This window comes from Segetibacter koreensis DSM 18137 (assembly GCF_000374045.1).
Taxonomy (GTDB): Bacteria; Bacteroidota; Bacteroidia; order Chitinophagales; family Chitinophagaceae; genus Segetibacter; species Segetibacter koreensis.
Genome location: NZ_KB893385.1, coordinates 80989 through 105518 on the forward strand (window position 1 = coordinate 80989; position 24530 = coordinate 105518).

Annotated in this window: 21 protein-coding genes; 13 read left to right on the forward strand and 8 right to left on the reverse strand. The window is 37.2% G+C overall.

What is annotated here, in order from left to right; genetic code table 11:
• Positions 1 to 13 precede the first annotated feature (13 nt).
• The 9 genes from B154_RS0125515 to B154_RS0125555 all read left to right on the forward strand — a co-directional run bounded on the left by B154_RS0125515 (position 14) and on the right by B154_RS0125555 (position 13099).
• Complete coding sequence (locus B154_RS0125515) at positions 14 to 877, forward strand: serine O-acetyltransferase (protein WP_018617192.1); 864 nt, start codon at positions 14 to 16, stop codon at positions 875 to 877.
• A gap of 16 nt (positions 878 to 893) precedes the next feature.
• Positions 894 to 1805: a cysteine synthase A gene (cysK, locus tag B154_RS0125520; protein WP_018617193.1), complete on the forward strand. Its 912-nt coding sequence runs from the start codon at positions 894 to 896 to the stop codon at positions 1803 to 1805.
• Between the two features lie 88 nt (positions 1806 to 1893).
• Positions 1894 to 2754: a uroporphyrinogen-III C-methyltransferase gene (gene cobA / locus B154_RS0125525; protein ID WP_018617194.1), complete on the forward strand. Its 861-nt coding sequence runs from the start codon at positions 1894 to 1896 to the stop codon at positions 2752 to 2754.
• Positions 2738 to 4450 (forward strand): diflavin oxidoreductase, encoded by a 1713-nt coding sequence (locus B154_RS0125530; protein WP_018617195.1) that lies wholly within the window; start codon positions 2738 to 2740, stop codon positions 4448 to 4450. Before cobA ends, B154_RS0125530 begins: the two co-directional genes overlap by 17 nt.
• Before the next feature lie 136 nt (positions 4451 to 4586).
• Positions 4587 to 6260 carry an NADPH-dependent assimilatory sulfite reductase hemoprotein subunit gene (locus tag B154_RS0125535; protein WP_018617196.1) on the forward strand — a complete coding sequence of 558 codons (1674 nt, stop codon included), beginning with the start codon at positions 4587 to 4589 and terminating at the stop codon, positions 6258 to 6260.
• 104 nt (positions 6261 to 6364) lie between these two features.
• The gene (locus B154_RS29785) at positions 6365 to 7945 is read left to right on the forward strand and encodes a TSUP family transporter (protein WP_018617197.1); all 1581 of its coding nucleotides are present in this window, start codon (positions 6365 to 6367) and stop codon (positions 7943 to 7945) included.
• Positions 7946 to 8325: 380 nt separating this feature from the next.
• Positions 8326 to 11292: a TonB-dependent receptor gene (locus B154_RS0125545; RefSeq protein ID WP_051084357.1), complete on the forward strand. Its 2967-nt coding sequence runs from the start codon at positions 8326 to 8328 to the stop codon at positions 11290 to 11292.
• Positions 11293 to 11698: 406 nt separating this feature from the next.
• The gene (locus B154_RS0125550) at positions 11699 to 12451 is read left to right on the forward strand and encodes a DUF2490 domain-containing protein (RefSeq protein ID WP_018617199.1); all 753 of its coding nucleotides are present in this window, start codon (positions 11699 to 11701) and stop codon (positions 12449 to 12451) included.
• A 297-nt stretch (positions 12452 to 12748) separates the two neighbouring features.
• Positions 12749 to 13099 (forward strand): T9SS type A sorting domain-containing protein, encoded by a 351-nt coding sequence (locus B154_RS0125555; protein ID WP_018617200.1) that lies wholly within the window; start codon positions 12749 to 12751, stop codon positions 13097 to 13099.
• 93 nt (positions 13100 to 13192) lie between these two features.
• On the opposite strand, the gene B154_RS0125560 is transcribed toward B154_RS0125555, so the two are convergent.
• Positions 13193 to 14365, reverse strand: a complete 1173-nt coding sequence (locus tag B154_RS0125560; protein ID WP_018617201.1) for a class I SAM-dependent rRNA methyltransferase — start codon at positions 14363 to 14365, stop codon at positions 13193 to 13195.
• 113 nt (positions 14366 to 14478) lie between these two features.
• Here B154_RS0125560 and B154_RS0125565 point away from each other — a divergent pair, with 113 nt between their 5' ends.
• Positions 14479 to 15042: a nucleotide exchange factor GrpE gene (locus B154_RS0125565; RefSeq protein ID WP_018617202.1), complete on the forward strand. Its 564-nt coding sequence runs from the start codon at positions 14479 to 14481 to the stop codon at positions 15040 to 15042.
• Positions 15043 to 15181: 139 nt separating this feature from the next.
• On the forward strand, positions 15182 to 16366 hold the full coding sequence (gene dnaJ / locus B154_RS0125570; protein WP_245542655.1) for a molecular chaperone DnaJ: 1185 nt from the start codon (positions 15182 to 15184) through the stop codon (positions 16364 to 16366).
• 82 nt (positions 16367 to 16448) lie between these two features.
• Here dnaJ and B154_RS0125575 read toward each other — a convergent pair whose 3' ends face one another.
• The 6 genes from B154_RS0125575 to B154_RS29790 form a co-directional block, all read right to left on the reverse strand.
• A complete protein-coding gene (locus B154_RS0125575) occupies positions 16449 to 17099 on the reverse strand; it encodes a Dph6-related ATP pyrophosphatase (RefSeq protein ID WP_018617205.1) in 651 nt (216 codons plus the stop codon).
• A 107-nt stretch (positions 17100 to 17206) separates the two neighbouring features.
• On the reverse strand, positions 17207 to 17689 hold the full coding sequence (gene rnhA / locus B154_RS0125585) for a ribonuclease HI (protein WP_018617208.1): 483 nt from the start codon (positions 17687 to 17689) through the stop codon (positions 17207 to 17209).
• Position 17690: 1 nt separating this feature from the next.
• Positions 17691 to 18476: a PhzF family phenazine biosynthesis protein gene (locus tag B154_RS0125590; RefSeq protein WP_018617209.1), complete on the reverse strand. Its 786-nt coding sequence runs from the start codon at positions 18474 to 18476 to the stop codon at positions 17691 to 17693.
• A 139-nt stretch (positions 18477 to 18615) separates the two neighbouring features.
• Positions 18616 to 20241, reverse strand: a complete 1626-nt coding sequence (locus B154_RS0125595) for an acyl-CoA carboxylase subunit beta (RefSeq protein ID WP_018617210.1) — start codon at positions 20239 to 20241, stop codon at positions 18616 to 18618.
• 42 nt (positions 20242 to 20283) lie between these two features.
• Positions 20284 to 21036 carry an EcsC family protein gene (locus B154_RS0125600; protein ID WP_018617211.1) on the reverse strand — a complete coding sequence of 251 codons (753 nt, stop codon included), beginning with the start codon at positions 21034 to 21036 and terminating at the stop codon, positions 20284 to 20286.
• 84 nt (positions 21037 to 21120) lie between these two features.
• Positions 21121 to 21876: a M15 family metallopeptidase gene (locus tag B154_RS29790; RefSeq protein WP_051084354.1), complete on the reverse strand. Its 756-nt coding sequence runs from the start codon at positions 21874 to 21876 to the stop codon at positions 21121 to 21123.
• 46 nt (positions 21877 to 21922) lie between these two features.
• Between B154_RS29790 and B154_RS0125610 the strand changes: the two genes are divergently transcribed.
• Complete coding sequence (locus B154_RS0125610) at positions 21923 to 22312, forward strand: septal ring lytic transglycosylase RlpA family protein (RefSeq protein ID WP_026260449.1); 390 nt, start codon at positions 21923 to 21925, stop codon at positions 22310 to 22312.
• Positions 22313 to 22483: 171 nt separating this feature from the next.
• Here B154_RS0125610 and B154_RS0125615 read toward each other — a convergent pair whose 3' ends face one another.
• Entirely contained in the window at positions 22484 to 23227 is a 744-nt protein-coding gene (locus B154_RS0125615; protein WP_018617214.1) for a DUF72 domain-containing protein, read from the reverse strand.
• Between the two features lie 297 nt (positions 23228 to 23524).
• Here B154_RS0125615 and B154_RS0125620 point away from each other — a divergent pair, with 297 nt between their 5' ends.
• A complete protein-coding gene (locus tag B154_RS0125620; RefSeq protein WP_018617215.1) occupies positions 23525 to 24514 on the forward strand; it encodes a D-alanine--D-alanine ligase in 990 nt (329 codons plus the stop codon).
• Positions 24515 to 24530 lie beyond the last annotated feature (16 nt).

Sequence of the window (24530 nt, forward strand, 5' to 3'; positions counted from 1 at the left end):
ACTAATAAGAGCTATGGAATTGCAAACAGAACCACATACTCAAAGCATGGATCAACGGGAGTTTATCAACGCAGTCTTTAAACGGAACACAACTTGTTTTAAAGGATTTCCTGATAAGCAAATTGCAGAAGATTTTATAGATGAATTGTTTTTTTTCCTGTTTGGTACACATAAAAGAAAGTTGGGGGAAGAAAAACTTGTTGAGCAATATGAAGGCATTAAAAGCACTTTTTCAGCATTGCTTTTCGAACTGGTTAAAAATGAAGAACAGGTAAAACAGCATACTTCCAGTCTGTTTGCTGCTATTCCACATACATATAAAAATTTGCTGTTAGACGCAGAAGAAATTTTAAAATTTGACCCTGCTGCTCAGTCTATTGAAGAAGTATTGGTTGCCTATCCGGGGTTTTATGCAACCGCAATTTACCGTATTGCCCACCAGTTACATACCCAGGGAATTAAAACTTTACCAAGAATATTGTCTGAATATGCACATAGCAAAACGGGGATAGATATACATCCCGGGGCAGAAATTGGCGAGTCATTTTTTATTGACCATGGTACCGGTATTGTAATTGGTGAAACAGCGATAATCGGAAATTGCGTAAAAGTATATCAGGGCGTTACGTTGGGTGCATTAAATGTTGCTAAAAGTGCGGCTAGTACCAAACGTCATCCAACTATCGAAAACAATGTAATTATTTATTCAGGTGCTACGATTTTAGGCGGCGACACAATAATAGGACATGATAGCATTATTGGTGGTAATGTCTGGCTAACTTATAGCGTTCCACCTTTTTCAGTAGTATATCATAAAAGTGAAATACAGGTGAGGGATAAAAATCCTTTGCCAGAGGTTTTAAATTTTGTGATATAACAATATAAAAATAAAGATGAAAGCGCAGAATATATTAGAAACGATAGGAAATACACCGCATGTACGTATTAATAAGTTGTTTGGTAATGAATATGAGGTATGGATAAAACTGGAGAAGAATAATCCGGGAGCAAGTATAAAAGACAGGATTGCTTTATCGATGGTTGAAGATGCAGAAGCCAGAGGCATTTTAAAAGAAGGCAGTGTAATTGTTGAACCGACCTCAGGTAATACAGGTATCGGACTGGCTATGGTGGCTGCAGTAAAAGGTTATAAGCTAATTGTTGTAATGCCTGAAAGTATGAGCATTGAAAGGAGAAAACTTATGGCACTTTATGGGGCCGAGTTTGTACTGACTCCTCGTGAAAAAGGCATGAAAGGAGCTATTGAAACAGCGACAGAAATCGTAAACACAACATCAAATGCCTGGATGCCTGCCCAGTTTGATAATCCTGCAAATACTGAGATTCACAGGCGTACTACTGCAACTGAGATATTAAATGATTTTCCGGAAGGATTGGATTATATAATTACAGGTGTTGGTACAGGCGGACATATTACGGCTTTGTGCGAAATACTGAAAGAAAAATTTGCAAATCTAAAAGTATTTGCAGTTGAACCTGCATTATCACCGGTAATTAGTGGTGGCGCTCCAGGTCCTCACCCGTTACAAGGGTTAGGTGCTGGTTTTGTTCCATCTATCTTAAATACGGCTCTTTTAGATGGTACTATTCAGATTCAAAAAGAAGAAGCATTTGAATACGCACAACGTGCAGCAAGGGAAGAAGGGATTTTGGTAGGTATTTCTACAGGAGCTGCATTAGCGGCAGTCGCTCAAAAATTACCATCAATTCCAAAAGGTTCCAGAGTGCTTACATTTTGTTATGATACAGGTGAAAGGTATTTATCTATAGAAGGTTTGTTTTAAACAAATTTCATAGAAAATGCTGAAAACCAGGAAAAGCTTATTAGGGATTGTATTTCCCTGATCTCCTTTTCCAACAGAAAATTTTATTATGATAACCGGAATACAACAGGTGAAAGGGAAAGTGATATTAGCTGCTGCTGGTCCGGGTGACCCTGAACTTATCACTATAAAAACTGCCCGTTATTTGTCACAGGCGGATGTTGTGCTAACGGACCGCCTGGTTAGTGAAGAAATATTGAACCAATACGTAAAACCTGATGCAGAGATTGTATATGTAGGAAAGCAATGCCGCAGAGGCGTGTCTACCCCGCAGTCAACCATTAATGAACTGATGGTGCAATTTGCATCGGAAGGTAAACTGGTGGTACGTTTAAAAGGTGGTGATGTATCGATATTCTCAAATATTATGGATGAATTAGAAACGGTTGTTTCTAATAATATTCCTTACGAAATTATTCCCGGCGTAACTGCCGCTTTAGGTGCAGCAGCTTATGCGGGCATTCCATTAACTGCAAGAGGATATTCAACAGCAGTTCGGTTGCTTACTTACTATAAATCAGACGTAGTTACAAACGAATACTGGAAAGAACTTGCCGAAACCGACGATACCCTGGTTTTTTATATGTCGTCAGAAACATTGGATAAACTGGTAGAAAAACTGGTAGAAAATAGCATTGCAGAAAATAAACTACTTGCAGTAATTGAACAGGCAACAACTCCTTTGCAAAATGTTCACATTGCAAGTTTATATGAATATGAAGAACGGCTGAAAGGTGTGTCTTTTATTTCGCCGTCATTGGTAATTATAGGAAAAGTAGTTGCTCTTAATGAGCAATTTGGCTGGCTAAAAAACAGTAATAGCAGCGAATATTATTTCAAACCGGTTTCTAATCAATTTACAACAATCGAAAATTCGAATAAAGCAATCTTAAATGCTACAAGAGTCTAAATTAAAAAACCTGCTTGACTATTTATCCACCCTTACTAATGAGGAAACGATTTGGGTAAGTGGTTACTTGTCAGGAATGCTTTCTAACGGAAAAGTACAGCCCGCAACAGCAGTACCAGCCGCAGAAGCAAAGCCATTGGTAAATAAGATTACTATTACTTATGGCACTGAAACAGGCAATTCAAAGAAATTAGCTTCTGAGTTTGCTTCAAAAGCAAAGAAAAATGGAATTAATGCAAAGGTGGTAAGTCTCGACCAGTATAGATTAAACGACCTCCCAAAGGAAGATTATTTCTTATCCATCGTGAGCACGCATGGTGAAGGAGAACCTCCTGCGGCAGCAAAAAAGTTTTATGACCACATTCATTCAAATGGCTTCACACTAGACAAACTAAAATATGGCGTTTTAGCGTTAGGCGATACTTCTTATCCACTATTTTGTACCGCCGGCGAAGATGTAGATAAGCAATTAGAAAAGCTGGGCGGAAAGCGGATTATACCCCTGCAGAAGTGTGACGTTGATTTCGAAAGCGACGCGAATGGATGGTTTACCCAGGTTTTGCACCAACTGACTGCTCCGGCTCCCGCAGCAAATACCCAGGTCATTTCTGCTCCGGTAATTAGCAAAAAATCAACTGGCAAAAAGATCTATAACGGCACTATTTTAACCAATGTAAATCTTAACGACAGGGGCTCTAACAAAGAAACTCATCATGTTGAAATTGCTGCTGAGGATATAGAATATTTGCCCGGCGACTCGCTTGGTGTTATTCCTGAAAACCCGTTAAGAATTGTTGAACCGATAGTTGAACTTTTAAATATAGACCGTCAAAAAACCTTTACTTTTCGCAGTGAAGAAGTAACTGCTTTTGATTTGCTTAAAAAGAAGCTGAATATTTTTTATTTACCAGAAAGGGTAGTTAGTAAATATGCCGCTTTGGTTAACCAGGATATCCCTTCAACAAAAATTGCTTTGCTTGATTTGTTGAAAATTTATCCATTAAAAGACAATAGCCAATTTGATGAGTTGATAGAAATACTTGAACCTATTGCTCCAAGATTATATTCTATTTCTTCATCTCCTGAAGCACATAGCGGAGAAGTGCATATAACTGTTGCAAGAGACAAGTTTCATGTAAATGAAGAATGGAAATGTGGTTTGTGTTCTGATTATTTATCTCAGTTACCAGTTGATAGTAATATCGAATTTTACATTCACAAAAATAATCAGTTCCGTTTACCCGCAGATGATAAAGACATCATTATGATCGGCCCGGGAACAGGGATTGCACCTTTCCGTTCTTTTCTTGCACAACGCGATGCAACAGGTGCAACGGGCCTTAGCTGGCTATTTTTTGGAGACCAGCATTTTGTAACCGATTTTCTATACCAGACAGAACTTCAAAACTGGAAAGAAACAGGAACACTTACAAAAATAAATGTAGCCTTCTCCCGTGACCAGAAAGAAAAAGTATATGTACAGCATAAAATGCTAAAGCATGGAGAAGAATTATACAGTTGGATAAACAGTGGAGCTTCAGTATACGTTTGTGGAGCGAAAGAACCAATGAGTGCTGATGTAGAAGATACATTAATGCAAATTGTAGAAAAGTTTGGCAATAAAACAATAGAAGAAGCAGTACAATTTATTGAACAATTAAAAGAAGATGACAGGTATTTGAAGGATGTGTATTAGCCTCATCCCCAAGAGGGTGTAAGGGTTACCTATTTCATATCAGTTTTTACAACAATATTTTAAACAACACTTTCCCTATTTTAAAAGGAGTTCTTAAAAATTCCCTTTGGGTGGGGGCAAATTCCGGCTCACAATCATGGCTGAAAATAACGAGAACCTTTCGTCAACCGAGAGGATAAAGATGGCAAGTGATAGTCTTAGAGGAACATTTGTTGAAAGTCTTGCTAATGAGATTACAGGCAGTATAAATGAAGATGATATTGCACTTGTACGCTTTCATGGAATGTATATTCAGGACGACCGCGACCGCAGGGATGAACGTGCAGAAAAGAAGCTGGAGCGCCTGTATTCCTTCATGATAAGGTTACGATTAACCGGCGGAGTTATATCTCCTGAACAATATATTGCTCTTCATAATATAGCAGGAGAAAACTCTACAGGTGTTCTTAAGATTACAACAAGACAAACCATACAGCTGCATGGTGTTTTAAAATCTAAGGTAAAACCTACACTTAAAGCCTTTAACCAGGCCGGATTAACAACCATTGCTACCTGTGGAGATATAAATCGTAATGTGTTGTGTTCTTCTCATCCGAAGCAATCTCCTCTTCATGCAGAAATATTTGCTTATGCAAAAGATATAGCAACTATGATGTTGCCGAAAACAAATGCATATTATGAAATATGGCTCGATGGAGAAAAAATAGCTGATAAAGAGCTGGAGGCGGACCCCTTATACCAAAACAGGTATATGCCTCGTAAATTTAAAGTGGGTATTGTTATTCCACCTAATAATGATATTGATGTATTAGCTAACGACCTTGCTTTGATTGCAATTGTAGACAATGGTGAACTAAAAGGGTTCAATATAGCGATTGGCGGCGGCATGTCTGCAACTCATGGCAATCCCGACCATTATCCACGTCTTGCATCTGTTCTCGGTTTTGTCGAGGGCAAAGAAAAAACATTAAAGGCTGTTTACGAGGTAGCAACCATACAGAGAGACTATGGCAATCGTAGTGATAGAAAAGTTGCCCGATTAAAATATACAGTTGACAGGCTTGGGTTAGAATGGTGGAAACAGGAGCTTGAAAGAAGATGTGGCTTTGAATTGCAGGAAGCACAGCCTTTTCATTTTGAATCTCGCCGTGATTATTATGGTTGGGAACAAAATCATGAAGGGTTATGGTATTATACTGTGTTTGTTGAAAACGGAAGAATCCTTGATGATGAAAATGTGGCTTTAAAAACTGCCTTGTTACAAGTAGCGCAAACAGGTAAGGCGAACTTCATATTTACTTGTAATCAAAATGTAATTCTTGGTGATATACAACCAGAAGACAAAGCAGCCATTGAAGATATTTTGAATAAGTATAGAATCATTGAACACACCAATAACGCATCTGTTATTCGTAAAAATGCTATGGCTTGTGTGGCTTTAAACACTTGCCCGCTAGCCTTGGCAGAAGGTCAGCGTTATATGCCTACGCTACTTTCAAAAATAGAACCGTTATTAATTAAGCATGACTTAATAATGGAAGAAATAGTAATGCGTATGACCGGATGTCCCAACGGATGTGCAAGACCTTTTGCAGCAGAAATAGGTTTCGTTGGAACTGCGCTTGGAAAGTACAATCTTCAGTTAGGTGGTGACAGAGTTGGCCAGCGTCTTAATAAGCTTTATAAAGAAAGCCTAGAAGAAGAAGCTATTTTAACTGAACTTGATAATCTTTTCGAACGATTTGTTGCTGAAAGAATAGACGGTGAGACATTTGGTGATTTTACTTTTAGAAAAGTTGTAGCCCCTTAAAAATCTATTAGGATTGATTTAGCAAAAACGTTTTAAGTTGATTTTTTAAAAAATTTTGAAACTGTTTTTTCCATTTTACAACAAAAACAGTTTGGGAAGAATGAATGATGCCGGAAACTAAGTCAAATATAGAAGAGCAAGTTTTACCTGCAAGAGTAAAAGAAACAAACAATTTGTTTCCTGTTTTTTTAAAACTGGAACAGATGCGTCTGTTAATTGTAGGAGGCGGAAATATTGGCCTGGAAAAGCTTAATACAGTTTTACAAAATTCTCCGTTAACTAAAATTACATTAGTTGGAATAACAATAAAAAATGAGATAAAGCACCTTGCTGCAAAGCATCCTAATATAACATTGCACGAAAGAGCTTTTGTTGTAGATGATTTGGAAGAAGCGGACCTGGTAATTGTTGCAATAGATGATACTTATGCAAGTGCCGAAATAAGTAATGCAGCAAAGAAAAAAGGAAAACTGGTAAATGCTGCTGATAAACCTGCCCTATGTGATTTTTACTTAGGTTCTGTTGTAAAAAAAGGTAGTCTAAAGATTGCTATCTCTACTAATGGCAAATCGCCGACAATTGCAAAACGGCTGAAGGAAGTAATAAATAATATGTTGCCCGACGAGATGGAAAGTGTGCTCGACAACATGGAAACAATCAGGAATGGAATTGACGGTGATTTTAATGAAAAAGTAAGAAAGCTTAATGACCTTACAAAATTGCTGGTTGCCAAGCAAATTGATTTGGAAGCAGAACCAAAGCATGAAGAAAAGCAATGGCAAAAAGTTGTTAAGTGGTGTTTGTTCGCTTTTTTATTTATGATAATCGGTCATGGTTTACTTTCTTATATACCTTATCATAGAATAATTGAAGGTGTAAGGACCATCCCGGAATATATTGATACAAAGTCTTTTTCAATCATGTTGCTTACGGGTTTCCTTGCTCAAATGACCGATGGGTCTTTGGGGATGGGTTATGGCACTATTTCAACAACCTTTCTTTTGGCTAATGGTGTTCCGCCGGCCATTGTCAGTAGCAGAGTTCATTCTGCAAGAGTTTTTTCAAGTGGCGTATCCGGTTACAGCCATCATCGTTTTGGCAACATTAATAAAAAATTATTTCGTGCCCTTGTTATTCCCGGTGTTGTGGGTGCGGTAATAGGAGCGATTTTAGCATTTTTAGGTCAAAAATATTCTTCTTACGTCCGCATTCCCCTCTCCATTTATACCTTATATCTCGGGTATTATATTATTAGTAAGGCTTTTAATAAAAACAGGTTTCAAAACAAAGTAAAAAAAGCGGGTTGGCTTGCTTCTGCGGGAGGCTTTATGGATGCTTTCGCTGGTGGCGGTTGGGGTACATTGGTTACAAGCACTTTAATTGCCAAAAGAAGAAGCGCCCGTTACGTAATTGGCTCAGTTTGTCTTGCAGAGTTTTTTGTAGTACTGGCAAGTTCTATCACCTTTTTTATTTTATTAAAAAGTGTTCCTCTTTTAGATGTTGCAGGCCTTATTATAGGTGGTCTTATTGCAGCACCAATAGCGGCCAGGCTGGTAGGTAAATTACCTTTAAAAACAATGTTTATTATTGTTGGTAGCTTCGTTATTCTTACAAGTTTAAATACCCTGTACAAAACTTCAAAGCAAGTCTTACAGCCCGAGGTGAAGGCAAGTGTTCAACATTAATATCTGTTCGCCATTGCTTCTGTAGTAGATATAGATAATTAATTAAACTTTCTCCTTTAAGAAAGATGAGCGAAATACGACCCAACAAATGCTTCATTTGAGTAACTATGCTCATACCAGAATATCTAAAAAAGAATTTTCTTCTTTGAAAACATTTTATAGCCTGCCCCTTTTTTGCAACCTAAAAAGACTTCCGCGAACTAAGTGTTTAAAATAAATTTGGAAAGTAAAAATAGTGTACTACTTTTGTCTACCAATTTAGTGGACTAATGAATAAAATTTCTTTTCTGATTCTCGGTCATGCCCCTTCAACAACTACCTGTTGTGGGTAACCCCCCAAATTAATCAAGCATATTTTTTTAATGACAACAACTGATAAAATGAAACATCTTTTACCGGAAGGTAATTCTTACGCAAAAAAATCTCAAACAATAAAAATCATTCTCTTTTTTTGGCTCTTTATTTCTCTTGTAAATTTTTCTTTCTCCCAAGGAAATAACCTGATAGAGATTTCAGGAACAGTAGAGAACCAGCAGACAAAAGAACCGTTGGCTTCGGTTAGTGTTCAAATAAAAGGAACAGTAGCAGGAACAACTACAAACAATCTTGGCCAGTTTACATTTAAAACTAAAAATAAATTCCCGCTTACCCTTGTCTTTTCATCTATAGGCTTTGAGCAGCAGGAATTTGAGGTAAAAAGTATTAATTCAAAGCTTTCTATTGCTTTGGTTACACAAACAGTACTTGGAAAAGAAGTGGTAGTTACGGCATCACGCGTAGCTGAAAGTATTTTAAAATCTCCTGTCGCCATTGAAAAATTAGACATTAGGGCTATACGAGAATCGCCTGCTCCCAGTTTTTATGACGCACTTGAAAATGTAAAAGGAGTGCAAATGACTACATCAAGCCTTACGTTTAAAGTTCCGAATACACGTGGTTTTAATATTCCCAACAACTTTCGCTTCATGCAATTGGTCGATGGTGTAGATATGCAGGCAGCGACATTAGGCGTTCCTTTAGGAAATGCCATAGGCCCAACCGAACTTGACATTGCAAGTATAGAAATTACGCCGGGTGCGGCATCGGCCTTATATGGCATGAATGCAATAAACGGAATGGCAAATCTGCTTACCAAAAGCCCGTTTCTTTACCAGGGATTGAGCGTTTATCAAAAGACCGGCGTTAACCATGTTGATGGCAAAGACCATGATCCCGGCATTTTAACTGAAACTGCTATTCGTTATGCAAAAGCTTTTAATAATAAATGGGCTTTTAAGATTAACGGAAGTTACATGCGGGGGATAGACTGGAGATCAAATACAAGACTCGATCAGAATACGAATAACCTTAAAAGTGCTAACCCTGGCTTTCCTGAATTAAACGGAGCAAATAATGTTGCTTTTGATGGATGGAATAAATACGGAGATGATGCACTTGCCGGCAGCAATGTTGTATCTATCAGTGGCCTTACCTTAAATGGGCAACCTAACCAGACGCTACGTATTGCCCGCACAGGTTATTGGGAAACAGACTTGGTAAGTCCCAAAGTAGATAATCTGAAATTTGATGCTGCAGTTCATTACCGTTTAGGCGAAAATGCAGAATTATCTTACTCGTATCGTTTTGGTAAAATGGATGGAGTTTTTCAACGTGGCAATAAAATACAACTCGATAATGTGATTGTGCAAAACCATCACCTTGAACTCAAAGGAAGCAATTACGTAATCCGTAGTTATGTTTCCATTGAAAACACCGGAGATTCTTATAACGTAAAGCCTTTGGCCGATAACCTTGATTTGTATAGCGGCGGCAGTAATACTGCGTGGGCGGCCAAGTATAAAAGTGCACTTGTGAAGCAACTAAATACTGGCGCGGATCTCGCATCTGCTTCGCAACTTGCACGGCAGGCAGCAGATGCAGGTCGTGTAGAACCAGGAACACCTGAATTTGAAAACTTAAAAAATACGATAATAAAGATTAATAATTGGGATATTAAATCGGGCACAATACCTGATGCTCCCGTAACTGGTGGTGCTGCTTTATTACAAAAAAGCCGTTTGTTTCATACAGAAGCACAATGGGACTTATCTAAGCAAGTAAAAATCTTTGATTTGTTAATAGGTGGAGATGCCCGCGTTTATCAAATCATCCCTGATGGAAATAACTTTGTAGATTTTTCACGACCTATTGCAGACCGCAATAAAGCATTACCTGATGGGAGCTTTGGGCACAATGTATATTACAAAAAGTTGGGTGCCTTTACGCAGGCTACAAAAACTTTTTTCAAGGAAAAATTAAAACTGTTTGGTTCATTGAGGTTTGATTACAATCCTGAATTCGACCCTAAATTTACGCCACGACTGGCTGCCGTATATACAGTAAATGATAAACACAACTTTCGCTTCACCTTTCAGCAAGGCTATCGTTTTCCTGCACTTTTTGAAGCCCTTTCTTATGTAAATAATGGCAGGGTTAAGCGCGTAGGTAGCTTATCATATATTAATGAAGGCTTAGGTTACCTGGAAAACAGCTACACCCAGGCTTCAGTCATCAATTTTAATGCTGCCGCAAGCGCTGCAGGTAACAGTGACTCTGCGGCTTTAGCAAACAGAAGTTTACTTAAAGTAGCAAACTTACCAAAGGCACGACCAGAGAAAATTAATTCTTTCGAAGTTGGTTATAAAAGTGTTCTTTTTAATAATAAACTGGTATTAGATATCGATGCCTACAGTAACCAGTATAATGGTTTTCTCGGTCAGGTACAGGTATTTGTGCCAAAGGGACAAACAGTTGGTACAGATGCGTCTATACTTGCAATGTTAGACAGGAACAGAGATGCTACAACCGCAACAGCTACTACTGCCTCAAGTAATGGCCAGGACCGTTACCGCGTTTACACAAATGCGACAAACACTTATCATAATTATGGATCGGCATTGGGAGTTACTTATAATTTTTATAAAAAATATACGGTCTCGGGTAACGTAAACTATAACAAGATGAAATCTAATGCGACTAATGATATTTTTGTTACCGGCTTCAATACTCCTGACTGGTCAACTAATCTCTCATTTGGTAATCGCGCTATTGTAAAAAACATTGGTTTCAATATTGTGTGGAGATGGCAAAATGCTTTTTTATGGGAGAGTCCTCTTGTAACCGGAAAAGTTTCAGCTTACAGCACTATGGATGCCCAGGTTACTTTCAGGGTTCCGAAGGCAAAGGCAAACATTAAAGTGGGAGGTTCTGATATTTTCAATCACCGCTACTTGCAATATGCAGGAGGTCCTACATTGGGAGGCTTGTATTACGTAGCGATTACTTTTGATAACCTCTTAAATAATTAAATACGAAATAACAGTCCTTTTTATGTAATTGCTGAATGACGCGATTTTGGCAATAGCAAAAATAAAAGTTACGCTTATAGGGAGAAAAGGCGGATTTGTAAAACCATAACAAATCCGCCTTTTCTAATGTATAGCAAGCAATTCATTTTCCCACATCTTCCTTCTGGCACAGGTGAACGGCATTTGGCAAGCGGTTTATTAAAATGTAAAAATAAGCCGAGAAAAAATTACTACGAAAGGTGCCTATTTCTGCTGATAATAGTTATTGACTTAGCAAAATAATTTAGAGCAGCTAAGCAAACAGACGAAGGAATTTCAAAATATAGCGGACTTTTTAAACAAGTAGAATAACGAGTTGTTAGAGGATACAAGATTTAAAATAACTATTAGAATTTAAATCAATTAGATGAATAAAAAGATATTTACCCTTATTATAACGATCCTTTCATACATCTCTTCATTTGCTCAAACTACTAAAAGCACAGCCACTCAGCGGCAGACGTGGATAGCTTTTTCTAACCAAACAAGGCTATCGGACAAGTGGGGTTTTTGGGGCGATTTTAATTTGCGTACAAAAGAAGAGTTTACTCAAAATTTGTCTCAAATAATTTTGAGGCCTGGTCTTACTTATTATGCCAATGACAACACTAAACTTACTGTTGGCTATGCTTATGTGGTCAATTATCCTTCAGAAGCTGATAAACATTTTTCACAGCCCGAGCATCGTATATGGCAACAGTTACAATGGCATACGAAGTATACCAAAACAAAACTGATGCAATGGATAAGGCTGGAAGAAAAATATCGTCATAAAATACTGAATGATTCAACTTTGGCAAATGGATATAATTTCAACTATAAATTTCGATACAACCTCTTTTGGGATGTTCCCTTAAGACAAAGCCCCAATAATAAGGTTTCGTTTATAGTAAATGATGAAGTGCACATCAACTTTGGTAAACAAATCATCTACAACTACTTTGACCAAAACCGATTCTTTATCGGTTTTAAATTTGATTTTAATAAACACGAGAACCTGCAATTGGGTTACATGAACCAATTTCAACAATTGCCGGAAGGAAACAAATACAGGAACAACCACATTATACGGGTGTTTTTTGCTCAAAACCTTGACTGGCGAAGAAAAAAGGCTTTATAGTACTTGAACGTAGAATCTCTGTATTCCCCAATAAGTTTTAACATGTACATAACTTTTCTCACTTCCATTTTTATATCTATAACATTGCAAAAATTAAAGTGATCTAAAGTTTTATTGATAACTTGCAATAATATAAAAAGAAAGGAGTTATACTCATACTTTCTGTTGTTGAACCAAACTTGAAAATTTAATTTTTTATTGAATAATAGTTTCAGGTGGAATTCTTGCAATGTTGGCTAAACTTTTGTAATATTAACAATTGTAAATACTTTATTTCATTTCGAGGCAATAATAACTATGAATAAACTTTACTTAATCATTATTTTTTCCTTTCTCACTATTTTTTCCAAATCCCAAACCGGTAAAATTAGCGAGGTGAGTTTTTCGTCTGATGTCTCGGCAAAAGTTGTGAGGTTTTATCCAAATCCGGCTACAACAATTATAAATTTTGAATTTTCGAAACCTGTGCAAAAAGATTATATTTTGCAGGTATTTAATTTTGTAGGGAAAAAAGTTTTCGAATCAAATGCTTCTTTTCAAAAGACATCAGTTTTACTAACAGATTTTTATAGAGGAATATATATTTTTCAATTGCGCGATAAAACAGGCCGAATAATAGAATCGGGTAAATTTCAGGTAAATAAATAAGCTTTTAATCCGTATCGAATTTCAATAGTTTAAAATCACCTTGAAAAAAAGGTGATTTTTTATTTAAATAAATGCGACTAAAAATACTTTTTTCTATAAAACCTGAACGATCAAAAACTTAAGATAATTTGTGTTTTCTATGCCCCAAATAATTGGGTGATCACTTGCCTGGGCTTTAAATGTCACTTGCCTTAATTTTCGTTTTGCATCTTTTGCCGCCAAATATATTGTTTCTATAAAAAGTTCGGGCGATACAAGATTCGTGCAACTGCTTGTAACTAAAAATCCTCCCGGTTTAACCAATTTCATTCCCCTAAGATTAATTTCTTTATACCCGGCAATCGCTTTTTGAATATTTTCCCTGCTTTTTGTAAAAGCCGGAGGGTCAAGCATTACCACATCAAACTGCCGTTTTTCACTTCCCCATAATTTAAGAACATCAAAAGCATTTACTGCCTGAAAACTGCAAATATCACTAAGGCCATTTAGTTCAGCGTTTTTTGTTGCCTCTGCTACAGCTCTTTCCGAAATATCAAGCCCTACAACACTTTTAGCCCCATAATGAGCAGCATAAATTTCAAAAGTTCCCGTATATGTAAACACTCCTAAAACATCGGCACCTTTTACTATGTGTTCAATAGCCCTTCTGTTGTCTTGCTGGTCTAAAAAGTAACCCGTTTTTTGACCATTTTCAATATCAACATAAAATCGCAAACCGTTTTCGTTAATAATAATATTAGTATCAAAAGGTTCAGACAAAAACCCTTTTTTCTGTTCCAAACCTTCCAATTCCCTTACTGGCACATCATTTCTTTCATAAATACCTTTTGGTTTAAAGATGTTATTAAGGGCTTTAACAATAGCCTCCTTCCAAACTTCAATACCGTAAGCAAGAGTCTGAATAACAAAATAGTCATTAAATTTATCGATAATTAAAGCTGGTAGAAAATCTGCTTCGCCAAAAACAAGACGGCAATTTTCTGTATAACCAATCTTTTGCCTGTAATCCCATGCATTTTTAATTTTTCTAAAGAAAAAACTCTCATCAATTGTTTCATCTTTATCTCTCGTAAGCAGCCTTACAGTTATCTGAGATTTGGGATTAATATAACCCTTCCCTACAAACTTCTGATCACCTGTGTACACTTCAACTATATCTCCCGGGTTAACGTTGCCATCAATTTTCTCAATTTCGTTTGCAAATATCCACGGATGGCCGTTGGCAATCCTTAACCCTATCTTTTTCCGCAAAAATATCTTTGTCATTTTGCAAATATAATTTTACAATATTGTCTTTCTAGCTTTATAAAAATGTCAATTTGACTTTCAAACTCTTTTTGGCAAAGTGTTTGACCTTTACCTTTGCGAAAAAGTAAATTATGGAAGAAAAAGACACGACGCAGGAAGAAAGCAAACTGATGGATGATATCGATATAAATTCTGATGACAGCATTCCCGGAACTTCTCACTTAAGTGAGACAATGACTGACGAGAATGAGGTTACGAAGATAAAAGCCGAACTGCAGGAGCAAAAGGATAAATATCTGCGCCTGGTTGCCGAATTCGATAATTTTAAAAGACGTAATGCCAAAGAAAGGATTGAACTGATACAGACAGCTGGAAAGGAAGTTATTACTTCTATGCTCGACGTGTTGGATGATTGTGACAGGGCGGAGAAACAAATGCAAACTACTACTGATCTCGCTCAAATAAAAGAGGGAGTGCAGCTTGTATTTAATAAGTTGAGAAATACTTTGCAGAGTAAGGGTCTAAAGGCAATGGAAAGTATAAATACAGAGTTTGATGTAGAAAAACACGAAGCCATTACTGAAATTCCGGCTCCTACTCCTGATTTAAAAGGGAAAGTGGTAGACGAAGTTACAAAAGGTTATTATTTAAACGATAAGCTCATTCGCTTTGCTAAAGTAATTGTAGGCAAATGAAATCTGCAATCCTTTTGGCCCGTTTGGCCAAAAAGTAAAACCGGGCGCAAAGGCAGGTAGATCTGTAAAATGATAATAAAACCTGCTTTATAACGTTTGAAGCATAAAAAATAAGATTATTAAAACTCCCCATTAGGGGATGGGAGTCTATATGTCAACTAAAAGAGATTATTACGAGGTGTTAGGGGTCAGCAAGTCTGCAGCAGCTGATGAAATAAAGAAAGCTTATCGTAAGGTAGCTATGCAATTTCATCCGGATCGCAACCCGGGAGATAAAGAAGCTGAGGAAAAATTTAAAGAGGCTGCCGAGGCTTATGAAGTTTTAAGCGACGTAGACAAAAAGGCGAAATATGATCGTTATGGACACCAGGCGTTTGCTCCCGGTTCCGGCGGTTTTGGTGGCGGACATGCTTCTAATATGGAAGACATCTTCAGCCAGTTTGGAGACATTTTTGGCGAAGATATCTTTGGGAGTTTTTTTGGCGGCAGTGGCGGTGGCAGAAGCCGTGGAGGCGGCAGAAGAGCAACCGGACAAAGGGGCAGCAATCTTCGTGTAAAGCTGAAATTGAACTTTGAAGAAATTGCGAAAGGTGTTACTAAAAATATTAAGGTAAAGAAATATGTAAGCTGCAGCACGTGTAGCGGCACCGGAGCAAAAGATAAGGGGAGTGTACAAACCTGCAGTACGTGTAATGGTAACGGCCAGGTAAAGAAAGTGCAAAATACTTTTTTAGGGCAGATGCAGACTGTTAGCACTTGTCCTACCTGTAATGGTGAAGGAACAACTATCACTGCAAAATGTCATGTATGCAAAGGTGAAGGCCGCGTATATGGAGAAGAAATGGTAAGTCTTGATATACCTGCAGGAGTTCAGGAAGGTATGCAACTTAGCCTTAGCGGAAAAGGAAATGCAGGAGAAAGAGGCGGAGCAAACGGCGATCTTATTATACTAATCGAAGAGGAAGCACATCCATCACTTCACCGCGACGGGCTGAATGTTGCTTATGATCTTTTTATTACTTTTCCTGACGCTGTTTTTGGAACGAATGTAGAAGTACCGACTATTGATGGAAAAGCAAAAATAAAAATACCTGCAGGCACACAAAGTGGTAAAATCTTCAGGCTGAAAGGTAAAGGTTTCCCTGAAGTAAATGGTTATTCTAAAGGCGATCAACTGATACACGTAAATGTATGGACGCCTCAAAACGTCAGCAGTGACGAAAAGTCGATGTTGGAAAGAATGAACGACAGCAATAACTTTAAACCACATCCTGATAAAAATGATAAAAGCTTTTTTGAAAAGATAAAAGAAGCTTTTAATTAAATGAGATTGACGTGTGATTTGAGAATATTTAAAAACGCCGAATGCAAATGTATTCGGCGTTTTTATTGTAAGCTTCTTATCATTATTCTGCGTGCTGCAAATGGCAGAACCAATAGGCATCGTGCAAAACCGCATCTGATACTTTCACCTCCAACCTTTTAAAGAATAACGGGCAGTTTAATACCAGAGTATGATATTCGCCATTTTCACCACACGCGTCTATGCCAATTTTTTCTAGTTCATCAACTAATGCGAGGGTAAGTGTTTTTCCTAAAAAATCTTTTCCCATTGTTTCATTGCAGCTAACTATAATAGTTTCAATTCCACCTGTCAGCATTTCATTCACTAATCTTCGACGGTCTTGTTTCCAAAGAGGTAATATTGCCTGCAAACCAGCTTTTTCACAAACTTTTTCTTCCCAGTCCCTATGATCTTGTAAATCTATATCACCAAACACCGAATACTGCAAATGGTATTCGGTTGTTAATTGTTGTAAAGCGTGAACGAAATTTGCTTCATACTGCTGCCAGCTGCTTGCAATAAGATGAATAGGTAATCCTGCGGCCTGTGCCTGCGCCTTTAGAATCTCTTCTGGTATTCCATGACTTCTTGAAATTTTTCCGGCTTCATTTAATACACTTAATAAAACCTTTGGCGTATATCCTTGTCTTATTGCCTGCATTAATGCAAAACAACTGTCTTTACCACCACTCCAGCTACAGGTTGTATTCATTATTTAAAACTATTCTTATCAAAATGTATTAAAAATTCTTTTTTTAAGATTCTTTATTCCTTGCATTTCAAGGCTGCTGTAAACAGGATGATAGCCCTCTGCGAACATTACAAATTGGTCATTTCTCTCTCATACTCCTCATCTATCAACAGGTTCTTCCCGTCAGCAGCGGTAGTTGCTAATACATCGCAACGATTGTTAAAGGGATTATCGGCATGGCCTTTTACCCATTTAAAAGTAATTTGGTAATCTTTAGCAAGTTTGTAAAAACGTAACCATAGGTCTTTGTTTTTTTTACCCCCGGCAAAGTTTGTCTTAATCCATTTATCGAGCCATCTCTCTTGTATGGCTTTTACAATGTATTGGCTATCTGTGTAAATGGTTAATGGAATATTTTTTTTTGTAAGGCTTTCCAGCGCAGTGATTACAGCCAGCAACTCCATTCTATTGTTGGTTGTTCTGCGATAGCCGGCAGAAATTTCTTTACGTTTATCGCCCCACATTAATATTGCTCCGAAGCCTCCAGGTCCAGGATTACCCCTGCTTGAACCGTCAGTATAAATTATAAGTTGATGACCGTTTGACGACATATTACAAATAATATTCTCCTTTTAAATATAACTTTGCATATCCCGCCATGGTTACACGCTCTCCTTTGTCTTCGCAGAACAACTCACCTTCTCTTGCTGATAATTGTTTTGCGGTCAGTATAGTTTTGTTTAATTCTTTTGACCAATAAGGAATGAGGTTACAATGAGCTGAACCAGTAACGGGGTCTTCACCTATAACGCTATTAGGAACAAAAAAACGGGAAACAAAATCAACTTCATCTGAAGCAGCAGTAACAATGACGCCGACAACATCTAACTGGTTAAGAAATTTAAAATCAGGAATGATTTGCTTAATAGATGCTTCATCTTCATATACTAAAAAATAGTCTCTTGACTTTAACACCTTTGCCGGTTTAATATTTATTCCTTTTAATAAAGCTTCCGGCACCTCACAAGGCTGAGGCATTCTCGTGGGAAAATTCAATTCAATCAAATCTCCTTTTTTTCTCACTTCCAGCACTCCGCTTTTTGTTCGGAATTTAATAACTTCCCCTCTATAATCGAGATAATTAAACAGCACAAAAGCGGTAGCCAACGTAGCATGGCCACAGAGATCTATCTCGAACTCTGGGGTGAACCAGCGTAAATGATACCCTTCCCCTTCTTTTACAAAAAAAGCAGTTTCGCTAAGGTTGTTTTCTGCTGCAAGCTTTTGCATTATTTCATCGGGGAGCCATGTTTCTAAAGGACAGACTGCAGCTGGGTTGCCTCCAAAAAGCTTTGAAGTAAATGCATCGACCTGGAATATAGTAAATGGAGTAGACATAGAGTTAAATATACTTTCGCACTTTTTTTTAATTTAAAACTGTTTTCGACGGCTATAAGAATTGCGCAAAAGAACAATAAAAAAAGAATTAAGTAGTAAATAGTTGAAAGCAAGTAATTAATAATTACTGTGAAAGATGTTACACTTGTAATAACCCCAAATTAAAATCTGCCATTTTCGGATTATGATTTGCTGCAGAGATCCCTTCTGAAATAACTTTTCGGGTATCAGCCGGATCAATGATTTCATCTACCCAAAGACGTGCAGCAGCATAATATGCAGTGGTTTGTTTTTCATATTGTTTTTTTAATTGGTTCAATAATTCCTGTTCTGCCTCCGGTGTCACTTGTTCACCTTTAGCCTTCATACCTGCTACTTGTATCTGCAACATGGTTTTTGCTGCCTGTTCTCCACCCATTACGGCAATTTTAGCACTTGGCCATGCATAAATAAACCGTGGGTCATAAGCTTTACCACACATGGCATAATTTCCTGCACCGTAGCTGTTACCAACAACAATGGAAATTTTCGGAACCACTGAATTAGCCACTGCATTTACCATTTTCGCTCCGTCTTTTATTATTCCTGCATGTTCGCTGCGGCTGCCGACCATAAAACCTGTTACATCATGCAGAAAAACAAGAGGTATTTTCTTTTGATTGCAATTCATAATAAATCTTGCTGCTTTGTCGGCGCTATCATTATAAATTACTCCTCCCATTTGCATTTCACCTTTTTTATTCTTTATTATCAGTCTCTGGTTGGCTACAATACCAACTGCCCATCCATCAATTCTTGCATAGCCGCAAAGTATTGTTTTTCCATAATGCTCCTTAAATTGTTCAAACTCACTATTATCAACAATTCTTTCTATAATTTCAACCATGTTGTATGGTTTCATATTTCCGGGAGGAAGTATACTTAATATTTCATTCGGGTCTTTTTTTGGAGCTGCAGGAGATATACGGCTAAAACCTGCAGTTTGGGGCTTAGCGATCTTACTTATTATTTTTTTTACCTGCTTCAGGCACTCCTGTTCGGTCGAAAATTTATAATCGGCCGTGCCACTTATTTCATTATGCATAGCTGCTCCACCAAGTACCTCCGGACTTACATCTTCACCAATGGCTGCCTTTACAAGATAGGGACCAGCGAGGTAGATACTTGCCCCTTCCACCATTATTGTCTCATCGCTCATTATTGGCAGGTATGCCCCACCTGCAACACATGCACCTAAAACTGCTGAAATTTGCGTAATACCCATCGCACTCATACGTGCGTTGTTTCTGAAAATTCTACCAAAGTGTTCTTTATCGGGAAAAATTTCATCCTGCAACGGTAAAAAAACACCGGCACTATCTACAAGGTAAATTATAGGCAGATTATTCTCCATCGAAATTTCCTGCATCCTCAAATTCTTCTTTCCTGTAATGGGAAACCACGCTCCTGCTTTTACGGTCTGGTCATTAGCGACAATTACGCATTGTCTTCCGCTGACATACCCCACTCCTGCTACTGAACCGCCTGCCGGACATCCACCTTGTTCCGGGTACATCTCGAAACCTGCAAAAGCCCCTAATTCAATAAATGGCTTGTCATTGTCAATTAAATAAGAAATCCTTTCTCTGGCAGTCAGCTTATTTTTTTCGTGTTGTTTTTCAATTGCTTTGCTTCCACCGCCCCATTTTATCTTTTCATAATGCTGATTTAAATTACTGATCGCCATTTTCATGGCATCTTCATTCTTATCAAATTCAATATTCATAATTTTTAAGGGTTACTAACAAAGATAGACACGACCAGTGTTTTATAAAGATGAATTCGCGCTTTTACTTATCCAAAACGTTTTTTGCCATCTCATTCGATAGGCATTCATAGCAGTTCTTCCTAATTTAGTTATAAGCCGATAATTTACAACTGCGCCTACCGGGGCTCCGATTATAGGAATTAGTTGTACCATTTTCGCTATATCAATATAATCACGATACTCCTGTTGAAAAGTTCTCCAATCAAAATCATGAATATCCTGCGGTAATCGGCTGCTGATATTTTCCCAGTCCTGCATTTTCATAAAAACTTCTTTCCTTGTTTCATCGCTACAAAAAGCTAGTTGAAAAATATATAGTATAAATAGCCTTTCCCTATAATCCCTCGTGTCGAAGCCATAAACAGAAGCGATTTCATAAAGTAACTTTATTTTTATTCCTATTAATAAAGGAAAATCTGCTAATCCTAATAATATTCCACCAGCACCCGTTATTCCACCTTCTGCCGCAGCTGTGTGTTTATAAAGTTTTATTTTTTCGATTGCAATGGCATCACGCAATTCAAGGCTTCCTTCTGTTCGTGCACTTGCGGTAGTTACTTGTGAACCAAAAAGAACGGCTCTAAACATTTGCTTGATGGTTGTAGTAATAGCAGCATGAGCTTTTTCGGGAATTAAATTATTAATTTTAGTCTGAAGCTTTTTAGCTAATCGATTAAAATACCCCGGATTTCGCAACATTGCTTTTTGCCACATCGTCACTTGCTTCTGAACTTGCAATTCGTAATTATTCATCAAAAGTTTTTAATGATTTTAATAGTGCCAGCATTAATTTCTTATGGCGACGTAGCTTGTTCAGTGCTTTGTCTTTGATAAACCTTATTTAATTTTCAACACATTTTTTTCTCCGTTTTCGAGTTGCTTCAGTTGATCAAAACTGAGGTCTAACACCTCATAAATAGTTGTTGTATCTGACAGCGAATAATGCCACCACTCTGTACTTAATGCATGAAAGCCAAACTTTTCCATTGTTGTTTTTAATAACTGCCTGTTTTGCAATACATTTTCCGGTAGTTTCTTATAATTATGATATGCCCTTTCAGAAAAATCGTCGAATTTGGTTGGCATTTCAAGTTCCTGCCCTGATGGAATTTTGACTAAAGTTACGTCAACTGCAGTTCCCCGGTTGTGGCCACTCCCTTTTGCAGGGTTGGCTGCATATCTTTCATCAGGAACTGCTTTCCACATCTCTTTTGTTACAGAATACGGACGGTAGGCGTCAAAAAACTTAAGCGCTAAACCTTTTGTTACTAAATCTTCCTGTACTTTTTTTAAAGCATATGCAACTGTTAGACGCCCATACGCGTCAGGGTTAGTATATAACTTTTTGTGAGTGAAATTGCAATCTGTTGAATATTTAAAGTCTGTTATAAGAGGAGTTATATAGTTTTTAAGAGCAACTATTCTTTTATTTTCCTTTTTTTTAATACTTATTCGATATTCTCCTACATTAGAAATGACTAGTAAACTGGTCTTTGAAAAGTTGTTAACAACTTGTGAACAAGCAGACGGTGAACAAGTTATAACAAATAAAAGAGTGTGAATAAGAAAGTTTCCCTTATTTTCGTGTCTCATTGGTGCCAGAGGTAATTTAATTTGAAAACTACTAAATCTGCCAAATTTGAAAAAATTCATTTTTTTGGTCCTGTTCATTCCAATTTTGGGAATTTCCCAAAGCAAGAAAGAACCTGGAAAACAGCTGAAAGGCTTCGCTACTATTTATGCAAATCGCTTTATTGGACTTCGCACGGCAACTGGAGAAATTTTTAAACATAGCAATTTAACCGCTGCAAGTAATAATTTCAAAATCAATAGTTGGGTCAAGGTTACAAATCTTAATAACATGAAATCTGTTATTGTAAGAATCAATGACCGCATGCATCCACGGATGGCCAAAATGGGTCGAATTGTTGACCTTACTAAAGCTGCTGCAAGACTTTTGGGTAATTTTGATGGAATCGTTGATGTAAAAGTTGAAAGCATTCCTGAACCTATCGCTTCTATCGATTAAAAATCAATATCCTTTATTTTTGGAAAATAGGTTTAACAAGGTAAGGATTAAAAGTATTTATTCTTCCTGACTGTATTGTCATGCCCCAACTTCTGAAGGCAAAGAACTGGTTTTTTACCCCATTTCGTATTTTAAAAGATTGCTGTATATTGCTGCTAACTTGAATTAAATTTATTTTCCTGCAGTCTTGTATTTTTTTACATATTCTTCCATTTCTATAGCATTTGTAATTGCTGCGCCACCTATATCGTTATTGAAATAAATAAACGCTTGCTTAGTGCTTGAATTAGTTTCAATCTCATCCGAGATCTTTTTAAGCGTTGCAATATCGTATTTTGAGCTGTAAAGGTGTGGCACTCCATGAAACCTAAAATATACGGTCTTTGTGTTTTGAACAACTGCCTCAGGCAACTCCGGATGACTCATGCTACAAAAAGTTATATTATTTTCGGCAAGTTTATTATAAACGTGGGCAGTCCACCAGCTTTCATTTCTAAACTCCAGCACGTTAGTAAACGCAGGGTCAAGGCTGTCTATTATCTGATCGAGTTTTTCTTCTTTAAAAGCCATCCTTGGCGGCATTTGAAATAATATACAGCCTAATTTTTCTTTTAAACCTTCCTGAGTTGTTCCATAAAAATCATCCAGCATCTGTTTTGTATTATTAAATTGCCGGTAATGAGTAATGGCGCGGGGCACCTTTACTGAAAAACTAAATAATGCCGGACTCTTTGTATACCATGTTTCTAAAAAGGATAATCGCGGAAAACGATAGAAGGTTACATTTAATTCAAGGGTTTTAAAGTGATTGCTATAATAGTCAAACCATTTGCTTTGTGCAAGTTTTTCCGGATAAAAAATACCTTTCCAATGCTTATAGTGAAATCCAGAGCAGCCTATCCACCATTTTGTCATACTCAACAACTATTAATATTATGGAAATGATGCAATTTTAAAACCATGAAAAATAAATTGTATTTCGGTAAACAGGCGTTTGGCAAGTGAAAGTTAGGTTATTAATAAACTAAACAAAGATGTTTTAAAATAATCTCAGCCTATGTAAACCACTTTAAGAACAGCAATAATTCGATTTAAAAACGATGATTTTTACCATAAATAGGAAATATAAAGTTTATACTGAAGTGTTGCAATTAACTCCATCTTTTCTTCCTTATAATTTTTTCACTTTCTTTGCGTGACAATTACGGTTTCATGAACAAAAAGACAATTGCCTTTGTGACTGGAGGCTACAGCGGTGAGGCTGTTATCAGCTATAAAAGTGCTGTTACTATTGAGAAAAACATTGATAAAGATAAATACAGTGTTTATAAAATTGACATGCATCCGACAGGGTGGTGGTATGAAACAGAGGAAGGTGAAGAGGTCGCTGTAGATAAAAATGATTTTTCTATAACCGTAGAAGGCAAAAAAATTACCTTCGATTCCGTTCTTATTGGCATTCATGGCACACCTGGGGAGGACGGAAAATTGCAGGGATACTTTGATATGCTGAAAATTCCCTACACCAGTTGTAATGCTGCCACTTCAGCTTTAACTTTTAACAAGAGATATACAGTTGCAGTTGCCGCTTTTGGGGGCATAAGTGTTGCCAAATCGCTACTTATTTTTAAACACAGTCCTGTTGCCGCCTCTGTAATTTTAGAGCAACTTCAGTTACCCGTTTTTGTAAAGCCCAATAATGGCGGAAGCAGCATAGGTATGAGTAAGGTCACGAAGCCTGAAGAGCTCGAAGGTGCGTTGCAAAAGGCTTTTAATGAAGACGACCAGGTTTTGGTAGAAGAGTTTATAAAAGGCAGAGAATTTACAATTGGGGTTTTTAAAAATAACGGAAACATTATTACATTGCCAATTACTGAAGTGATCAGTAAAAAAGATTTTTTTGATTACGAAGCGAAATATGTAGCAGGCATGAGTGAGGAAATAACACCTGCGGCAGTGGATGAAGCAATTGCAGAAAAAATAAGGAATAAAGCAAAATTAGCATATCAACTGCTGAACTGCCGTGGAGTTGTAAGAATAGATTTTATTTTTAACGAAGTTGAACAGCAACCGTATATGCTGGAAATAAACACGGTACCTGGCCAGAGTGAAGCGAGTATTGTACCTAAACAGGTGTTGGCAATGGGCTGGACCTTAAAGGAGTTTTATTCAGCATTAATAGAAGAATCGTTTAAGTATTGATTTTTAAATTTATAAA